The organism is Streptomyces cinereoruber (assembly GCF_009299385.1).
GTDB classification, from domain to species: Bacteria; Actinomycetota; Actinomycetes; order Streptomycetales; family Streptomycetaceae; genus Streptomyces; species Streptomyces bikiniensis.
The window spans coordinates 573,253-589,945 of sequence record NZ_CP023693.1 but is presented as its reverse complement, the minus strand read 5'-3'; the positions used below and the strand labels follow the sequence as shown (position 1 = coordinate 589,945).

Sequence of the window (16,693 nt, the reverse complement as noted above, 5' to 3'; positions counted from 1 at the left end):
CCCCAACCCCTCCGGCGTGCCCTCGGCGCCGGCGTCAGGCCGAGAACGACCCCGCGCCGCCCGGGACATGGGTTCCGTACCCGGGCTGGACGGCCACCGAGGGACCGAGGCAGAACGGGTTGCCGTAGATCCTCACCGGCTTGTCCGTCCGGTTCGTCAGCACGTGCGCGACCGCGGGCAGCCGTTGGCAGCCGGACGGGTCGCTGTAGACGTCCAGCGCCTGCGCCTCGGTGGAGAAGACGACGACGTCGCCGACGGCGTCGGCCTGGGCGGGCGCGGCCGGACCCAGCAGCGAACCCGCCGCGACCAGGGAGATCAGAACCGTTCGTGCACGCATGGGTGTCCTCACTGTGGAATGTCCCGCCTCGACGCGGGCCCGCCCCACAGGTATCGCGCGGGCGCCTCCAAGATCCAACCCACCCGCCGGGTTTCACCCGCCAGGCGTAGAAGCGGCCGCGATCCGGGGGACCGCCGCCTCCGAAGCCGTTGTCAGTGGCCGGGGATAGGTTCGTCGACGTTCCGCCGATCAGGTGTGAACACCCCCTTCGACGTGCATGGGAGAGGTCGTTGCCGGTCTGGGAGAGGTCGAGTACGGCGCGGGTGGTACCGCCCGCGCGACCGCGGAAACTCGCCAAGGTGCCGTTCGTCGAGCTGGCCGACGGACGGTTGCAGGGCGTCGTGTCCAGCGGATCCGACACGGGACGCGTGTACGTGTCCTCCATCGCCGCCGGGACGTACGCGTTCGCGTGCAGCACCAACAACAACCGCCCCTGCGGCGGCGCGCGCGGCAGCTTCTGCAACCACCTCCGCGCGCTCGTCACCGAGGCCGTCCTCCAGTACGGCGCCGGGCGCGTCGCCCGCTACCTGAAGGCCGACACGCCCGACGCGGAGCCCGGCGCCGCCGCGCTCGTCTCGGCGATGACCGCCACGCGCCCCGCGCAGGGCGACACCTCGGCCGCCGCCCCGGTGTTCAGCCGGTTCCTGCGCCACCTGGCCTACCTCGAACTGGAGCCGACCACCCTGCCGGTGCCCGAGATGCACTGGTTCCCGCCGACGAGGGCGGTGGCCTGATGCGCGTGGACCTGCTCACCGACCCCCTCGACGGCCTCGACGAGGCCCTGGACGCCGTCGACGCCTTCGACCGGGTGCTCGTCGCCGGCCTGCTCCGCCCCGGGCCCGAGCAGGCCGACGGACTCGCCGCCCTGGTGGACGCCGTCGCCGGCACCCCGCTGGCGACGCGGGTCGCCGAGGCGGCCGACAAGGCCGCGGCCGGTGCCGCCGGCGAGGACCACTTCGTCGCGCTCGCCGCCGCCCGCACCGCCCTCATGGGCTCCGCGCACGACGCCCTGACGGCCCGCGTCGCGGACGCCACCGGCCGCCCGCCCGCCGAGCCGACACCCCCGGGGTCCGTGGGTGCCGTGGAGGAGGAGCCCGCCGCACACGTGCTCGCCGCCGCCCGCGCCTGGCTGTGCGACCTCGCCCGCGCCGGCTGGCGGGGCATCGACCACGACCTCGTCGGCGGCGCCGCGCCCGTCGTCTCCGCCCTGCTCCCGGACCCGGCGCTGCGCCGGCAGGCCACGCTCCTCGACGGATTCGCGGCCGAACTCGCCGCCTCCTGCCCGGGAACCGCCCTGGAACGCGTCCCGGTGCGCCGCTGGGCCGACCTGTGGACGCGCGCCCTGCTCCTCACCCTGCCCGGCGCCACCCGTCCCGCCGCCGTCTCCACGGCGACCGGCCGCCTCCTGCCGCTCGGCATCGACCTCCAGGAGCACGCCACCGCCGTACAGGCCCAGGTCCACGCCGTGTTCGAGCCCGCCGACGGCACCGCGCCGCGCCTGGTCCGGGCCGCCGTGTCCGCGCCCAAGCCGGACACCGTCGTCGGCGCCGGCCTGTGGCAGCTGCTCCGGCCCCGCATGTCGCTGCTCGCCGCCGCGGGCGAGGGCCGCTCCGTGGAGCTCGACGCCATGCCCCTCACCGCCGGGGGCGACCTCCTCTGGGACGACGGACGGGCCCGTACGGGAGAGCCCGCCGACCCCTTCGCAACGGCCCGGGTGATCCTCTCCACCGCGACCGACCCCGTGACCGCCCCGCTGGACCGCCACCCGTCCCGCATCGCCGTGCCCGTCCTCCTGGAGGGGTACGCGGCGGAGCGCACGGACGACGGGCCGACGGTCCTCACCGTCGCGGGACACCGGCTGGCCGTCGACACCGACCGGATCCCGGACGCCGGGCCCCTCACCCCGGAGGCGGTCGCCGCGTCCGGCGCCTGCCTGGGGCTGCTCCGCTGGGACGCCGGGGAGTTCGTCCTCCAGCCGCTCGCCGTCGAGACGACCGTCCGGAAGAAGACCACCGCCGTCCACGCGGGCGCGTGGGCCGGAGGGACCACCGACAAGGCCGGGGTCCGCGCGGAGAAGGCGGCCACGGACGCGGTCGCCGTCCTGCGCGAACGAGCCGGAAAGCTGCTGCGCACATGACCGGCCCCACCGCCCCGGCCTCCGCCGGTACGAGCTCCACGGGTACGGCCTCCACCGCCCCGGCCCCCGTCCCCGATCCCGACGACAACCGCCGCCAGGTCCTCTACTGGCGCCTCCTCGCCCGGCTCTTCGACCCCGAGGAGCAGCCCGCCCTGGAGTCGGCGAGCCTCGCCGTCGTCGAGGACATCGGCCTGCCGCCCGCCCTGCTCGACCCGGGCGCCTCCGTCGACTCCGTCGTCCAGCGCCACCCGGACCTGGCCGACGAGTTCGACGGCCTGATGACCCCGGAGGCCGAACCGGACGGGGATCGCGACCGGGCCGCCGAGGTCCGGCGCGCCGCCCTCGCCTCGAAACTCCTGCTCAACGTCTTCTCCACCGGCTCGGGCGCCGTCTCCGCCGGACAGCTGGCGCGCTGGCAGTCCGACACCGGCTGGCTGGAACGCGCCCTCGGCTGCCCGCCCGGCGGACTGCGCGGCGGACGGGCGACCGGCCCGGTCGGCGGCCTCGGGCCCGAACTCGGCTCCCTCGAAGCCGACCTGGTCAGCCGCATGCGCCTGCGCGAGGTCCTCGCCGACCCGAAGCTGGCCGCCCGGCTCACCCCCAGCATGTCCCTGATCGAGCAGCTCCTCCGCGACAAGGGCAACCTCTCCGGCGTCGCCCTCGCCAACGCCAAGTCCCTCATCCGGCGTTACGTCGACCAGGTCGCCGAAGTCCTCCGCACCCAGGTGGAGAAGGCCACCGCCGGCGAGCTGGACCGCTCGGTCCCGCCCAAGCGGGTCTTCCGCAACCTGGACCTCGACCGCACCATCTGGAAGAACCTCACCAACTGGAGCCCGGAGGAGGAACGGCTCTACGTCGACCGCCTCTACTACCGGCACACGACCCGCAGGACCACGCCCCAGCGGCTGATCGTGGTCGTGGACCAGTCCGGCTCCATGGTCGACTCGATGGTCAACTGCACCATCCTCGCCTCGATCTTCGCCGGGCTCCCCAAGGTGGACGTCCACCTCGTCGCGTACGACACCCGCGCGATCGACCTCACCCCCTGGGTGCGCGACCCGTTCGACGTGCTGCTGCGCACCAACCTCGGCGGCGGCAACGACGGACCCGTGGCGATGGCCATGGCCCGGCCGAAGATCGCCGAACCGAAGAACACCGTCATGGTCTGGATCTCCGACTTCTACGAGTTCGACCGCTCGCAGCCGCTGTACGAGGGCATCGAGGCGGTCCACCGCTCCGGCGTGCGGTTCATCCCCGTCGGCTCGGTGACCAGCTCGGGACGGCAGGAGGTCAACCCCTGGTTCCGGGAGCGGTTCAAGGCGCTCGGCACCCCGGTGGTCTCCGGCCGCGTCGACAAGCTCGTGCACGAACTCAAGACCTTCCTCACCTGAGCACCCGGGCCCCCGAGCCCCGATGACCTGAAGCCCCGAAGACCCGAAAGGCCCCTCGCATGTCCGACCTGCTCCGCGCTCCCGCCGAGATCAAGTACGCCGAGGAACTCGACTGGCTGGAGTCGATCGACGACAGCCCCAAGCCGTTCTCCTGGCGCCTCTCCCCGAAGATGGTCCGCTTGTTCGTCCTGGGCTCCGAGCGCGCCGACGGCCTGGACCGCGAGGTGGCGCAGAAGTGGTTCGGCGACCGCAGCTTCGTCGAGCGCTCCATCGTCACCCTCGCCTCCGACCGGGGCCTCCTCCTCATCGGCGACCCCGGCACCGGCAAGAGCTGGCTCGCGGAACTCCTCGCGGCCGCCATCAGCCGCAACTCCACGCAGGTGGTCCAGGGGACGGCCGGCACCACCGAGGACCACATCAAGTACTCCTGGAACGTCTCCATGGTCATCGCCAAGGGCCAGTCCCGCGAGTCGATGATCCCCTCGCCGATCATGACCGCCATGGAGACCGGCACCATCGGCCGTTTCGAGGAGCTGACCCGCTCCACCAGCGACGTCCAGGACGCCCTGATCTCGATCCTCTCCGAGAAGTACATCTCCGTCCCCGAACTCGACGGCGCCGACGGCGAGAACATCGTCTTCGCCAAGCCCGGCTTCTCGGTCATCGCCACCGCCAACAGCCGCGACCGGGGCGTCAACGACCTCTCCTCCGCGCTCAAGCGCCGGTTCAACTTCGTCCGCATCCCCGTCGTGACGAACAAGAAGAGCGAGGCCGAGATCGTCCGCTTCCGCACCGAGGAGCTGCTGCGCCGCCACCGGATCGAACTGGACGTGCCGCCCACCCTCCTCGACGTCCTCCTCCAGAGCTTCGCCGACCTGCGCGCCTCCGCCGCCGCGGCCGGCGGCGACGACGAGAAGCTGGAGTCCGCGCTCTCCACCGCCGAACAGATCGGCGTCCTGGAGGACTCGATCCTGCACGGCAACTTCTTCGGCGAGCGCACCCTCACCGCCCGCACCCTCGCCGCCTCGCTCGTCGGCACCCTCGCCCGCCGCGAGCCCGAGGACCTCGCCATCCTCAACAAGTACCTCCACGGCGTCGTCGAGCCCCGGGGCAAGGAGGAGGGCGGGTCCTGGCCCGAGTTCCTGGAGGGCGGTCGCGAGGCGATCGCGAAGCTGGCATGAGCGCGGCCCCCGACCCCCGTACGGCCCCCGGTGCCGGGACGGGTCCCGGCCGCGTCTTCGCCTCCCTGCGCGCGCAACTGCACGCCGCGGCGGAGGAGTTCGCGGGCGGACCGGACGCCCTGGAGGGCATCCTCCTCGGCATGGTCGACGACGTCGACCGGGCGGTCCGCGAACCGCTGGAGATCTTCCCCGTCTGCCACCACTCGCCCGCCTCCGCCCTCGCCATGGCCCGCCGACTGCGCGAGAAGCGGCCCAAGGTCGTCTACCTGGAGCTGTGCGAGGACATGGCCCCGCTCCTGACCGAGCTGCGCAACTGCCGGCTGCCGGTCGCGGTGCAGGCGTTCGCGAGCGACATCGACGGCTTCCCGCCCGACTGGGCCCCGCTGTCCGTCGTCGCCCCGATCACGGAGGCCTCCGCCGAGTACCAGGCCGTCGCGTACGCCCTCGACACCCCCGGCGTGGAACTCGTCCTCGTCGACCGCTCCTCCGACCACGTCTTCCAGTGGGACGCCCGCCGTCCGGCGGGCGACGACCAGGAGGAGGAGACCCGGGAGGACGGGGCCGCGTTGCACGGCGAGGCCGTCGGCGTCGAGATCGGCGACCTGCGCCCCCGCTTCGCCGAACTGGAGGAGCACCTGCTGCGCCACGGCAGGGTGCGGCACTGGTCGGAGTGGTGGCACCAGTACGTCGAGGTCCCGCTCGGCGACGGCGACCACGACACCTACCGCCAGGTCATGTTCCTCATAGGCAGCCTCTTCCGGCGGCTCGCCCCCGGCGACGGGGACCGCGTCCGCGTGGACGAGGACCGCGAGCGCCACATGTGGACCCGGATGCGCGAGCACCTGGCCGCGACCGGCACCGACCCGGCGGACTGCCTGTACGTCTGCGGTGCCTTCCACGCGGCCAGCCGCGTCGAGGAGTTCGGCGTGCACGGCGCCGACGGCTTCGAGATCTCCCCGCGCACCACCACGACCTGGCAGTACGGCCTGATCCCGTCCAGCCACGCCGCCATCGAGGCGCAGTTCGGCCTGGCCTCCGGCTCCGTGTCGATCGCCGCGGCGCAGTGGGCGAAGAACCTCAGGCGCACCCGCGTGAAGCCGTACCGCCTGGAGGGACAGGCCGGCACGAAGAAGACCCCCGAGAAGAAGACCCCGGCGGAGAGGGCGGCGGCGCCCGCCGCGATCCCGGACCTGGGCCCGGCCCCCGCCCCCGCCCCCGCCGAGGATCGCCTCTCCGGGTTCCTCCGGCGGCCGCCCGTCCTCGACACCCTCGACGAGGCCGAACTGCTCGGCTGGTCCGTGGACGTCGTCCGCGCCGCCCGTCGCAACGGCTACCTCGCCTCCACCGCCGACGCCATCGCCGTCTTCGAGACCTCGATCCTGCTCGCCGGCATGCGGGACCGGGCCAAGCCCACCCCGTACGACTTCCAGGACGCGGCGGTCACCTGCATCGAGAAGGACGGCGTGCCCGGCCGGCGGGACGTGCGCAGGATCGTCGAGATCATGATGGGCGGCGACCGGATCGGCCGGGTCGGCTACGAGGCGCTGCCACCCCTCGCCCGCGACGTCCACGACCGGCTCGCCCCGCTGGAGCTGAACCTCCAGCAGCGCGGTGTGCGCCGGGCCCTGCTCGACATGGCCTCCCGGCCGGAACTGCGGTCCTGCTCCGACGTCCTGTGGATGCTGCGCCGCCTGATGCCCCACGGCGCGGCGCGGCCCGTCATGGGGGAGCGGAGACTGGGCGAGCGGTCCGTCCAGGAGTCCTGGGACCTCGCCCTCGGCACCCACCAGCGGGCCCTCATCGAGCTGGGCTACGAGGGCGTCAGCCTCGAACAGGTCCTGGAGCAGCGCCTGCGCCGCACCGCCCACGGAGCGCGGGCCACGACGGCCGAGGTCCTCGCGGCCGTCGAGGACGCCACCCTGTACCTCGGCGGCCGACGGCTCGCCGACGAGCTGGGCCACCGCGCCCTGGAGGTCCTCGCGGGCGAGCGCACGGTGGACGGGGCGCCGGAGGTGCTGCGCCGGGTGCGCGGCCTCCTCGCGTACTACCGCACCGCCGAACCGGTGCTGCCCCCGTGGATCGAGTCCTTCGTCCGCACCGGCTACGCCCACTACTGCACCCTGCTGCCCACGGCCTTCCAGGACGAGGACGCGACCACGGGACAGGTGGCGGCCATGCTGGGCTTCCTCTTCAGCATGGAGGGCCTGGCCCTGTCCCTGGGCTGCGACAGGACCCAGCTGGAGCTGGCCGTCGCCCAGTCGCACCCGAAGGACCCCGCGAAGACGGCGCTGCTCTGGGCGGCACAGGTGCAGCTCGGCACCCTCTCCCGGCAGGAACTGCGGGCCCGCTGCGACGAACTGCTCGCCAGTCCCCTGGTCGTGCCCTCCTACCCGCGCTACCTCAGCGGCTTCGTGCACGCCCTCGAACCGGTGCCGGGCCTCGCGGACGTCGTGGTGGAGGCCGTGTCGAACGCCTTCGGGCGGCTGCCGGACGCCGTCCTGCTGCCCTGGCTGCCGGTCCTCATCACGACCCTCCGCTCGAACGCCGGGGACCTCGCCCCGCTGCTCATCCGCGAGGCGGGACGGATCTTCCCGGCCCGGCTTCCCGCCCTGGACGACTGGATCCCGCCGTGGCGCCGGCCCCCGGCCGCACCCCGCGCCGCCCGCCCCGGCCCGGCGGTGGGCGCCCCGCGCGGCGCGGCGCTCCTGCCCGCGCACCCGGCGACCTGCGACGCCCTCGCGGAACTCCTGGGCTGCGCGGGGGAGTGGGCCCCGGCCGGCGGGCCGCCCCCGGCCGCGACCGGCGCCGTGCTCCTACCCGTCCACCCGGACACCTGCGACGCGCTGGCACGGCTCCTCGGCTGCGACGAACCGTGGGCCCCGGCCGGTACGGCCCCCCGCCCGCCGTCCCTGACGGGCCGCCACCCGGACACCGCCCACGCGGTGGCGGCCCTCCTCGCGGACCGGTGACGAGGGCCGACGACACGGACCCGCGACAGGGGCCGACGACACGGACCGGCCCCGTCCACCCACGGGGCCGGTTCACTCGTCACGGTGATACGGGCCGCGCGGCCTCCCCGTCCCGTACGGGCTCGGGCAGCGTGGCCCCATGCACGCCCGCCGCACCGCGTACCTCCTGACCGCCGTGCTCCTCACGGCCGGTTGCGTGGCCGTCCCGCACGGCCCCGCCCCGGACCCGACGGACCGCCCCGCCGCCCTCGCCCCGGCGGCCGAACGCGCCCCCGCACCGCTGCCGACCTGGCCGGATCCCACACCGGCGGCCCCGCGCGAGGCGCTCGCCACGACGGAGCCCCGCACCGCACCCGCCCCGGCACCCGCCTCCCCCCGGCCGGCGGCGGCCCCGCCCCCGGAGAGGACGAGGAAGGAGACGGGAAGGAAGAAGGAGCCGACGAAGAAGAACCGGACGCGGGCCGTCCTCCGGCCCCCGAAGAAGAACCAGCCCCCGAAGAAGGACCGGCCCCGCAGCCGCCCGTCCGCCCCCGCCGCCGGGCAGCCCGAGCTGCGCCGGCTCTGCCGGCAGGCCGAACGGATCGACGCCCCCATGGGCGCGGCCGACCTCTGCCGTCGCGTGTACGGCCCTTGAACCAAGCCCTTCAGGCCCCGCCGAAGGGCCAGGACTCGACGTCGCGGTAGCGGATCGGCCCCGGGCCGCGCCCGAAGTCGCTGCCGACCAGGTGCAGGCGCGCGGCCCGCCACCGCCGCCCGCTGAACCCGGCGAGCCCGGCGGCCGCCTCCAGTACGGAGGACGGATCGTCGCGGCGGGCGCGGGCCAGCGTCAGGTGCGGGCGCAGCGGCCGGCCCTCGAAGGGGATGCCGCACTCCCCGACCACCGCGCGCACCTCGGTCGCGAGCCCGTGCAGCCCCTCCAGGTCCCCGTCGATCCCGCTCCACAGCACCCGATCGTCGAAGTGCCCGCCGCCGCGCAGCGCCAGTTCGACCGGCCGGCGCGAGGCCGCGAGGTCCGCGAGCGGCGCCCGGAGGAGCGGAACGGTCGCGACCGGCAGCTCGCCGAGGAACGCCAGCGTGATGTGCCAGTCCTCGATGCGGTTCCACCGCATGCGCGGATACGCCTCGTAGGCCGGGCCCAGCGCCTCGGCCAGCTCGCCCTTCGCGTCGTCGGGCGGCGCGAGCGCGATGAACACGCGCACGGTCGCGGACCGCGCCTGCTCATCCCCGCCGACCCCGTCGGTCCCACCGACCTCGCCGACCTCACCGGCTCCGGCGCGTCCGTCGGACCGCGCAACCCGTCCCGGCCCCTCGCCCATCTTCCGTTCCCCGTTTCCCGCGCACCGTCCGTCGCGCCGTTCCGAGGCGAGGGTACGCGGCCGACGCCCCGCGACCGGCACCGGCACCGGCACCGGCACCGGACGCCCCGGATGCCCCGGACGCGGGCAGGGCGATGCCCCGGAGGCGGTCGTCGTCTCCGGGGCATCGCGAGGGTTCGGGGTCAGTGCCGGCCGAGGGCCCGGCGGCGACGGGTGAGCACCAGGATCCCGGCGCCGGCGGCGGCGAGGACCCCGGCGGCCACCGCGTACGGGGTGAACTGCGCTCCCGTGGTCGCGAGCGACCCGTCACCGTCGTCGGTGGCGGACGGCGAGGGTGCCGTCGTACCGGGCACGGCGGGGGCGGAGGCGTCCTCCGTGGGCGGCGCGGAGGGCTCGGAGGTCCCCGGCGCCGTCGTCTCCGGGGTGCCGGGCGGGGTGGGTTCGCCCGCGGACGGCGTGGCGGAGGGCGCCGGGGCGGAGGGCTCGGTCCCGGGCTTCGTCGGCGTCGGCGCGGGCGTGGTGCCCGGGCCGCCCGGCGTCGTCTTGCAGGAGAAGGTCGAGGAGCCGTTCCACGGGTAGTTGTGGGTCTCGTTGCCCGAGCCGTGGGTCCGCAGGTCGCCGCCGACGTAGACACGGCCGTTCGTGCTGGCCGTCAGGTCGGCGGACGCCTTGGGCGCGAGGATCGAGCCCATGAAGTTCCCGCCGCCGCCGAGGGCGATCGACGGGGCCGCCACGAAGTTGTAGAGGATCCGGGACGCGGCCTCGCCGAAGCGCGCGGAGCCGTACACGTCCACGCGCTCGCCGTTGAACGCGACGGACAGCGGGGAGATGCCGACCGAACCGCCACCCGTCACGTTCACCACGACCGACGCCCCCTCGGGGATCGACCGGAAGTCGAAGGACGAGGCGCCGTCGAGCTCCTCGGCGGAGATCTCGAACACCTGCGGCCCGCCGGAACCGCCGCCCGTGAAGGTGACCGTGCCGCCCGAGCGCACGCTCGTGCCCGTGGTCTTCAGCGCGCCCAGAGAGGCAGACTCGCCCCGTACGGTGTCGCCGAAGGTGTCGTACGGGGCGAGGGCGCCCCGCGCGCCCAGGCCCGAGGCGCGGCTGCCGCCGTTGGTCTCCAGGGCGCCCTTCTCGTCTATCTCGCCGCCGACGCGGACCGCGCCGCCGTAGCGGGGACCGGCCGTGAGGCCGTGGCCGACGTCGACCCGCGTGTCCTCGGCGATCGTCAGGTTCCCGCCCACGGAGAGCATGACCGCTCCGGAGTCGGGCAGGATGCCGGAACCGGCGCCGACCCGGCCCACGTTGAAGGTGCCGCCGGACCCCTTGGCGAAGGTGGCGTCCCCGCCGATGACGAGCAGGCCCTCGGCCTCGGCGGTCGCGCCGTCGGCGGTGTAGTCGCCGCCGGCGTAGAGGGCCACGTTGGCGTCGAGGAACCGCGGCTCGTGACCGATCCCGGGCTCCTGGCCGGGGGCCGGGCAGGTCCGGGTGGTCCCCGGGGCGGGGGCGGAGGGCACGGCCAGGGCGTTGCCCGCGGTGGTGAGGCCGAGGACGAGCGCGACGGCCACGGCGCTGCTCAGCCGTGCGCGTGCTCTTCCGGTGTTGCTCATGTGCGTGGACCTTTCTGGTTTTCCTGTGAGGGGGGTGGTGGGGAGGGAGGCGGGTTCAGTCGGTCTCGGCGCGCAGGACGGCGCGGGTGAGCGGTCCGTAGACCCCGTCCTCCTGCGGGATGTACCGGGACGCCTGGTAGCGGCGCAGGGCCGTTTCCAGGGTCTCGTCGAAGATCCCGTCGGCCGGGCCGGCGTACGACTCGACCTCTTGGAGCCGCCGTTGGAGGTCGGCGACCTCGGGTCCGGTGCTTCCCCGTGCGATCCCGCCCCGCTTCCCTTCGTGCCGCTCCTCCTCGTCCCGGTCGGGGTGCGAGGGGCGGTGGCGGTGCGACGAGGACGGTGTGGGCGTCGGGGTGGTCGCGGGGGAGGAAGCGGCAGTGGTGCTCGGGGAGGAGGTGGGCGGGGTGGCGCTGGGGGAGGGGGTCTTGGAGGAGGAGTCGGAGGGGCCGGGCGCGGGCGGGGCGGACGGCGTCGTCCGCGCGGTGCTCGCCGCGGGGGACGGGGACGCGTCGGAGGCGGCCTCCGGGGCGGGGGACGGGGCCCGCGTCGCGAGGACGGGGAGCGAGACGGACGGGTGAGACGCCGGTACGGAGTCGGGCTCGGCGGAGACCCACACCGCCACCGCGGCGCCGAACCCCGCGGAGAGCGCGCCCGCGAGCATCAGGGGAAGCGGCATGGACCGCCACGCCGGAGCCGCCGCCCGGGCGCGCCGGGACCGGCGCGGCCCGGGGGCGGGCGCCTCCGCGGCCCCGGAGGGGACCTTCGGGAGCCGGACGGTCGCGTCGAAGAGCTCGATGTCCTGCCCCCGCGCCCCCGTGCCGTCCGGGCGCGGCTCCGCGACCTTCCCGAAGACCCGCTCGCCCCGGCGCTCCGCGCCCGCCGACTCGCGGGTGACGGAAGCGGCAGCTGTGGTCGGGGCAGCCCTGTTGCGCATCAAGTGCTCCAGATGAGGTGAAGCCGAGGGGGGTGTGACGAAGTCGTGGAGATATTGACCGTTGTTCAAAGCAAGCGTCAACTGTTGACAGAACGCCACAAATTGGGCTTTCCGAGACCTTGTTTCTTAAAGGACTTTTAATGCGTGACGCAGGTCACAGGAAAAAGCGGCGCCGGTAGTACCGCGACGCGAAGGCGGACCGCGATGGGCCCGAGGGGGAGTCCGAGCGCGACGCCGCCGGGGCGGCGTCGGCCCGAGGCATTGTCAGACCCGTGGGCAAGGATGTTCCCATGACGAACGTTTCCGCCGTTGAGGCGCCTTTCAGCATGTCCGGCCGCGCCGAGTACGAGGCCGCCGTCCAGCGTCTGCGCGACGCCTCCCGCACCTACTACGGGGCGGGCTACAGCCTCATGGACGACGCCGCGTACGACCGGCTGCGCCTGGCCGTGCTGGACTGGGAGGCGGAGCACCCCGACGAGACCGCCCCGGACTCGCCCACGGGCCGGGTCGCCGACGGCGCGGCCCCCGCCGGAGACGTCGCCCACACCGCGCGCCTCCTCAGCCTCGACAACGTCTTCACCCCCGAACAGCTCACCGCCTGGGGCGCGTCGCTCCGGCGCCGCCTGGGACACGAACCGGCGGGCGGGTTCACCGTCGAGCCCAAGATGGACGGCGCGGCCGTCGCCGCCCGCTACCGCGACGGCCGCCTCACGCAGATCATCACGCGCGGCGACGGCACCCACGGCGAGGACGCCAGCCACGTCATCGGCACCGTCGTGGGCCTCCCCGAGCAACTGCCCGTGCCCGCCACCTTCGAGGCCCGGGGTGAAGTCCTCTTCACCCAGGAGCAGTTCGAGGCCGCCAACGAGACACGGGCCGCGCACGGCGCCGGAGTCTTCGCCAACCCGCGCAACGGAACGGCCGGCACCCTGCGGGCCAAGGACCGCCCCTACCGGCTCGCCATGACCTTCTGGGCGTACGGCGCCGTCGAACTGGACGGCGTGCCCTTCCTGCCCGCCGGCGCCGGCCACGCCGAGACCCTCGCCGCCGTCGCGCGGGCCGGGGTGCGGACCACGGCGGACACCCCGGCCGGGCTGCACACGGTCGCCACGCTCGACGAGGCGCAGGAGAAGGTCGACGCGATCGCCGCGCTGCGCGCGAGCCTGCCGTTCGGCATCGACGGCGTCGTCGTCAAGGCCGACAGCGCCACCGAGCAGGCCACGGCCGGCTTCGGCACCCGCTTCCCCTACTGGGCCGTCGCCTACAAGCTCCCCGCCGTCGAACGGCAGACCGTCCTCCAGGACGTGTTCTGGGAGGTCGGCCGCACGGGCGTGCTCGCCCCCACCGCGGTGCTCGCCCCGGTGGAGCTCGACGGCTCCACGGTCACCCGCGCCACCCTCCACAACCCGGCCGACATCCTCCGCCGCGACCTCCACATCGGCGACACCGTCACCGTCTACAAGGCGGGCGACATCATCCCCCGCGTCCAGGCCGCCGTCGTCGAACTCCGCCCGCAGGACGCCGTCCCCGTCCCGCTGCCCCACGAGTGCCCCCACTGCGGCGGCGGGATCGACAAGAGCCAGGAGCGGTGGCGCTGCGCGAAGGGCACCGCCTGCGCGCTCGCCCCGCTCATCGAGTACGCCGCAGGGCGCGACATCCTCGACATCGACGGCCTCGGCAGGAAGTACGTCGACGCGCTGATCGCCTCCGGTGACGTCGGCGACGTCGCAGATCTGTTCACCCTCACCGAGGAGCAGCTCACCGCCGCCTCCGGCAGCGCCAAGCGCGGCGCCAGACTGGCCGAGCAGATCCGGCTCGCCAAGACCCGACCCCTCAGCCGCGTCTTCTGCGCCCTCGGCGTCCCCGGCACCGGCCGCAGCATGTCCCGGCGCATCGCCGCCCACTTCGGCACCATGGAGGCCATCCGCGCGGCCGACGCCGACACCCTCCAGGACGTCGAGGGCATAGGCCCGGAGAAGGCCCCGGTCGTCGTGGAGCAGGTCGCCGTGCTGGCCCCCGTGATCGACAAGCTGATCGCGGCCGGCGTCACCATGACCGAGCCGCGACCGGAGCGGGCGGAGGACGCCGCCGAGGGGCCGCTGAGCGGTAAGACCGTCGTCGTGACCGGGAAGATGACCGGCCCCCTCGACGGCTGGGGACGCTCCGAGATGGGCGCCCTCATCGAGAGGGCCGGCGGCCGCATGGGCGGCTCCGTCAACTCCCGTACCGCCTTCCTGGTCGCCGCCCCGACGGCCGGCGGCAAGCCGAGCTCCAAGGCGGTCAAGGCGCAGGAGGCGGGCGTCGAGGTCCTGACCCCGGAGGACTTCGCCGCCCTGGTCGCCGACCACCTGGAGTAGTCCGGAGACACGGCCGGCCGTGCGCCTCCGATCACCGCGCGGACGGCCCGGAGTTCCACGTCTTCGACGCCCTGGAGGGCCACGGGCCCGACAGACTCGCCGCCGGCCTCGTGCTCGCCGCCGTCCGGGAGGACGCCGACGCCTTCGGCGCCCTGATCAGGGCCGCGGCCGAGGCGGCGACCCCTCCCCGCCGACGGCCCGGTCCCCGCCCGACCGGGGGCGCGGTACGGAGACCCCGGCCGGGAGCCGGGGCGGTCCGCCGAACCGTACGGGCACGCCCGGCGAGTACAGCACGCTGACGGGCTCCCCGAGCGGCCGGTGCAGACCGGCGGCCTCGACCAGCGTCTCGTCGCAGCGCAGCAGCCGGGCCCGGTGCAGCGGCCAGCGGGGATGCGTGTTGGGCAGGTAGAGCGGACGCCCGCGGAACGCACTGTGCATGCCCCAGCGGGCGGTCAGGAAGTGTTCGAGCGCCGTGGGCTCCTCGACCGGCTCCCCGACCTCCACGGCGATCGCGCTCCGCGCCCCGCGCGGCCCGGGCCACCGCCGGCTGCTCTCGTACGCGACGGTGGAACCGTCGTACCGGACGGACATCCGCGACCACACGTACGGGATGCGGAAGGCCCACCGCCCCACGGCCACGGGGACCAGCCGGGACGCGTCGAGGGACCGGAAGACGACGCCCCGGCGCCCGTGGGCGTCCACCGAGTACAGGCGCACGTTGGTCTCCGGGAAGGACCCGAGATAGGGCAGCCCCGGCAGCCGGAACCATCCGACGCGGTGCATCCGGAAGGCGACGAGCCCCACGTACGTGACCCCGTCGAGGGTGTCGGGCGCGGTCCCGGCCGGCAGCAGCGGAGCCACCTCGGCGGGCTCCACCGGCCAGTGCAGGAACGCCAGGTCCAGCCAGGACTGGGTGAGCAGGGTGCGGCCCGTACGGGACGGGGGATCGGCCGATACGGGCTCGGGCTCCGGGGCGGTCTGCGTCGGCGGCATCGCAGAAGTATCCGGCAGCACGGGCGGCCGGGGAAGCGGCGGGCCCCGAGGCGCGCGACGCCCGCACGCCCGAACCCCTCGCCGCGCTCGACCGCCCGTGGGCACCGGGAGTCTCCGTCCTACCGCTCGGCGACGGCACGTGGCTCACCCACGACGGGGACACGGTGCTGCGCTGGACGACCGCCCGAACCAGGGCCCGGGGCGTACGGCGACCGTCAGCGCGGCACCGGACCCGGCCACGCGCGCGGGTACGGCACTCGTCCGGCTCGTCCTCGGGCTCGTCGTCCGGCGACCCGGCCACGCGCGCCGGTACGGCACCGGATCCTCGTCACCGTCACTGGCCGGCCCGACGGCCCGGCCACGCGCGCGGATACGGCACCCGCAGCGACCCGGCCGGTACGGGGGTGTGCGGGACGCCCGCGCACAGGCGCCCGTCCCGCAGGACGACGGCGCCGCTGCCGAGCATGGACGTGACCAGTTCGCCGGCCAGCGCCTCCGGCGCGAGGCCCAGGAGCCGGGCCGCGTCGGTCAGCCAGGCCCTGGCGAGCAGATAGGGCTCGACCTCGCCGGCCGGGATGCCGTCACGGATCATCAGGGCGAACGCGAAGATCCGGCGGGCGCCGTACCAGACGGCCCCGGCGGGGTCGTCGACGAGGCGCTGCGCCCGGCGCAGGGCGGCGGCGAAGGCGGCGGCCGGGTCGGCGGGCACCCGGCCGTGGGACGGCAGGACCACGCGCGGACCGAGGTCGGCCATCCGCTTGAGGGAGGCCAGCGCGGTGGCGGCCGCCTCGGGGCCGTCGAGGGCGAGGTTCACCCAGCCGACGTCGTAGTCCGACAGCGCGTCCCCGACCACGAGCAGCCCCTCGTCCGGCTGCCACAGGGCCAGGTGGCCCGGCGTGTGCCCGGGGGTGCGGACGACCTCCCAGTCGGCGTCGCCGAGCCGGAGCACCTGCCCGTCGTCGAGCGACACGTCGACGGTGTACGGGGCCACCGGCTGGTCCAGGTACTCCGCGGCGCAGCAGCCGGGGTCCCGGCGCGCGATCGCCTCGGCCTCCGGCGCCCCGGCGGCGACGCCCGCGCCCCGCGCCTGGAGGAGGGCGTTGCCGCCCACGTGGTCGGAGTGCCAGTGGGTGTTCACGACGAGCTCGACCCGACCGGCCCGCTCCCGGACCCAGGCGGCGGTCTCCTCGGCGTGCCCCGTGAAACCGGAGTCGACCAGGGCCGGCCGCCGCCCGTGGAGCAGCAGCGTGTTGGCGTCGGGGAAGGGGCGCTGCCACCAGGTCGCCCAGGAGGGCAGCGGGGGCGGGGCCTGCCGCGTGCTCACCGTCCGGCCTCTTCCGGTCGTATCCGGTATTCCACGTGCTCTCCTCCGATGGCGGCCGACGGACGTCACGGGCGGCGGGCGGCGGCACGGGTCCACCGGCCGCCGCCACCCGCCCGTGACGATCATCATGTCATCGGACGC

Annotated in this window: 13 protein-coding genes; 7 read left to right on the top strand and 6 right to left on the bottom strand. The window is 74.9% G+C overall.

The features are described 5' to 3' along the window. Window positions 1–34: 34 nt before the first annotated feature. Entirely contained in the window at window positions 35–337 is a 303-nt protein-coding gene (locus CP977_RS02670) for a hypothetical protein (RefSeq protein ID WP_062757200.1), read from the bottom strand. 230 nt (window positions 338–567) lie between these two features. Here CP977_RS02670 and CP977_RS02665 point away from each other — a divergent pair, with 230 nt between their 5' ends. The 6 genes from CP977_RS02665 (at window position 568) to CP977_RS34425 (ending at window position 8,649) form a co-directional block, all read left to right on the top strand. Then, a complete protein-coding gene (locus CP977_RS02665) occupies window positions 568–1,071 on the top strand; it encodes a hypothetical protein (protein WP_079131361.1) in 504 nt (167 codons plus the stop codon). Further along, on the top strand, window positions 1,041–2,474 hold the full coding sequence (locus CP977_RS02660; RefSeq protein WP_152371483.1) for a hypothetical protein: 1,434 nt from the start codon (window positions 1,041–1,043) through the stop codon (window positions 2,472–2,474). Before CP977_RS02665 ends, CP977_RS02660 begins: the two co-directional genes overlap by 31 nt. Continuing rightward, window positions 2,471–3,865: a VWA domain-containing protein gene (locus CP977_RS02655; protein ID WP_152369542.1), complete on the top strand. Its 1,395-nt coding sequence runs from the start codon at window positions 2,471–2,473 to the stop codon at window positions 3,863–3,865. Before CP977_RS02660 ends, CP977_RS02655 begins: the two co-directional genes overlap by 4 nt. 59 nt (window positions 3,866–3,924) lie before the next feature. Beyond that, on the top strand, window positions 3,925–5,046 hold the full coding sequence (locus tag CP977_RS02650) for an ATP-binding protein (protein ID WP_152369541.1): 1,122 nt from the start codon (window positions 3,925–3,927) through the stop codon (window positions 5,044–5,046). Next, window positions 5,043–8,015, top strand: a complete 2,973-nt coding sequence (locus CP977_RS02645) for a DUF5682 family protein (RefSeq protein WP_152369540.1) — start codon at window positions 5,043–5,045, stop codon at window positions 8,013–8,015. Before CP977_RS02650 ends, CP977_RS02645 begins: the two co-directional genes overlap by 4 nt. A 139-nt stretch (window positions 8,016–8,154) precedes the next feature. After that, on the top strand, window positions 8,155–8,649 hold the full coding sequence (locus tag CP977_RS34425; protein WP_104860617.1) for a hypothetical protein: 495 nt from the start codon (window positions 8,155–8,157) through the stop codon (window positions 8,647–8,649). Window positions 8,650–8,659: 10 nt separating this feature from the next. Here the strand turns inward: CP977_RS34425 and thpR are convergent, their stop codons facing one another. The 3 genes from thpR to CP977_RS02625 form a co-directional block, all read right to left on the bottom strand. Beyond that, on the bottom strand, window positions 8,660–9,214 hold the full coding sequence (thpR, locus tag CP977_RS02635) for an RNA 2',3'-cyclic phosphodiesterase (protein ID WP_062759107.1): 555 nt from the start codon (window positions 9,212–9,214) through the stop codon (window positions 8,660–8,662). Window positions 9,215–9,513: 299 nt separating this feature from the next. Continuing rightward, window positions 9,514–10,944 (bottom strand): choice-of-anchor A family protein, encoded by a 1,431-nt coding sequence (locus CP977_RS02630; protein WP_152369539.1) that lies wholly within the window; start codon window positions 10,942–10,944, stop codon window positions 9,514–9,516. Between the two features lie 55 nt (window positions 10,945–10,999). Then, window positions 11,000–11,878, bottom strand: coding sequence for a peptidoglycan-binding domain-containing protein (locus tag CP977_RS02625; protein WP_152369538.1), 879 nt, complete (start codon window positions 11,876–11,878; stop codon window positions 11,000–11,002). Window positions 11,879–12,168: 290 nt separating this feature from the next. Here CP977_RS02625 and ligA point away from each other — a divergent pair, with 290 nt between their 5' ends. Beyond that, on the top strand, window positions 12,169–14,235 hold the full coding sequence (ligA, locus tag CP977_RS02620) for an NAD-dependent DNA ligase LigA (RefSeq protein WP_152369537.1): 2,067 nt from the start codon (window positions 12,169–12,171) through the stop codon (window positions 14,233–14,235). Window positions 14,236–14,391: 156 nt separating this feature from the next. Here ligA and CP977_RS02615 read toward each other — a convergent pair whose 3' ends face one another. Then, window positions 14,392–15,228, bottom strand: a complete 837-nt coding sequence (locus CP977_RS02615; protein ID WP_062757193.1) for a YqjF family protein — start codon at window positions 15,226–15,228, stop codon at window positions 14,392–14,394. A 334-nt stretch (window positions 15,229–15,562) separates the two neighbouring features. Then, window positions 15,563–16,552, bottom strand: coding sequence for an MBL fold metallo-hydrolase (locus tag CP977_RS02610; protein WP_152369536.1), 990 nt, complete (start codon window positions 16,550–16,552; stop codon window positions 15,563–15,565). Between the last annotated feature and the right edge of the window lie 141 nt (window positions 16,553–16,693).

Excerpts from the sequence above, each read along its gene's own strand:
- CP977_RS02625 (WP_152369538.1), bottom strand. The coding sequence starts at position 11,878 with ATGCGCAACAGGGCTGCCCCGACCACAGCTGCCGCTTCCGTCACCCGC.
- CP977_RS34425 (WP_104860617.1), top strand. The coding sequence starts at position 8,155 with ATGCACGCCCGCCGCACCGCGTACCTCCTGACCGCCGTGCTCCTCACG.
- CP977_RS02615 (WP_062757193.1), bottom strand. The coding sequence starts at position 15,228 with ATGCCGCCGACGCAGACCGCCCCGGAGCCCGAGCCCGTATCGGCCGAT.
- CP977_RS02630 (WP_152369539.1), bottom strand. The coding sequence starts at position 10,944 with ATGAGCAACACCGGAAGAGCACGCGCACGGCTGAGCAGCGCCGTGGCC.
- CP977_RS02670 (WP_062757200.1), bottom strand. The coding sequence starts at position 337 with ATGCGTGCACGAACGGTTCTGATCTCCCTGGTCGCGGCGGGTTCGCTG.
- CP977_RS02645 (WP_152369540.1), top strand. The coding sequence starts at position 5,043 with ATGAGCGCGGCCCCCGACCCCCGTACGGCCCCCGGTGCCGGGACGGGT.
- CP977_RS02650 (WP_152369541.1), top strand. The coding sequence starts at position 3,925 with ATGTCCGACCTGCTCCGCGCTCCCGCCGAGATCAAGTACGCCGAGGAA.
- ligA (WP_152369537.1), top strand. The coding sequence starts at position 12,169 with ATGACGAACGTTTCCGCCGTTGAGGCGCCTTTCAGCATGTCCGGCCGC.
- CP977_RS02655 (WP_152369542.1), top strand. The coding sequence starts at position 2,471 with ATGACCGGCCCCACCGCCCCGGCCTCCGCCGGTACGAGCTCCACGGGT.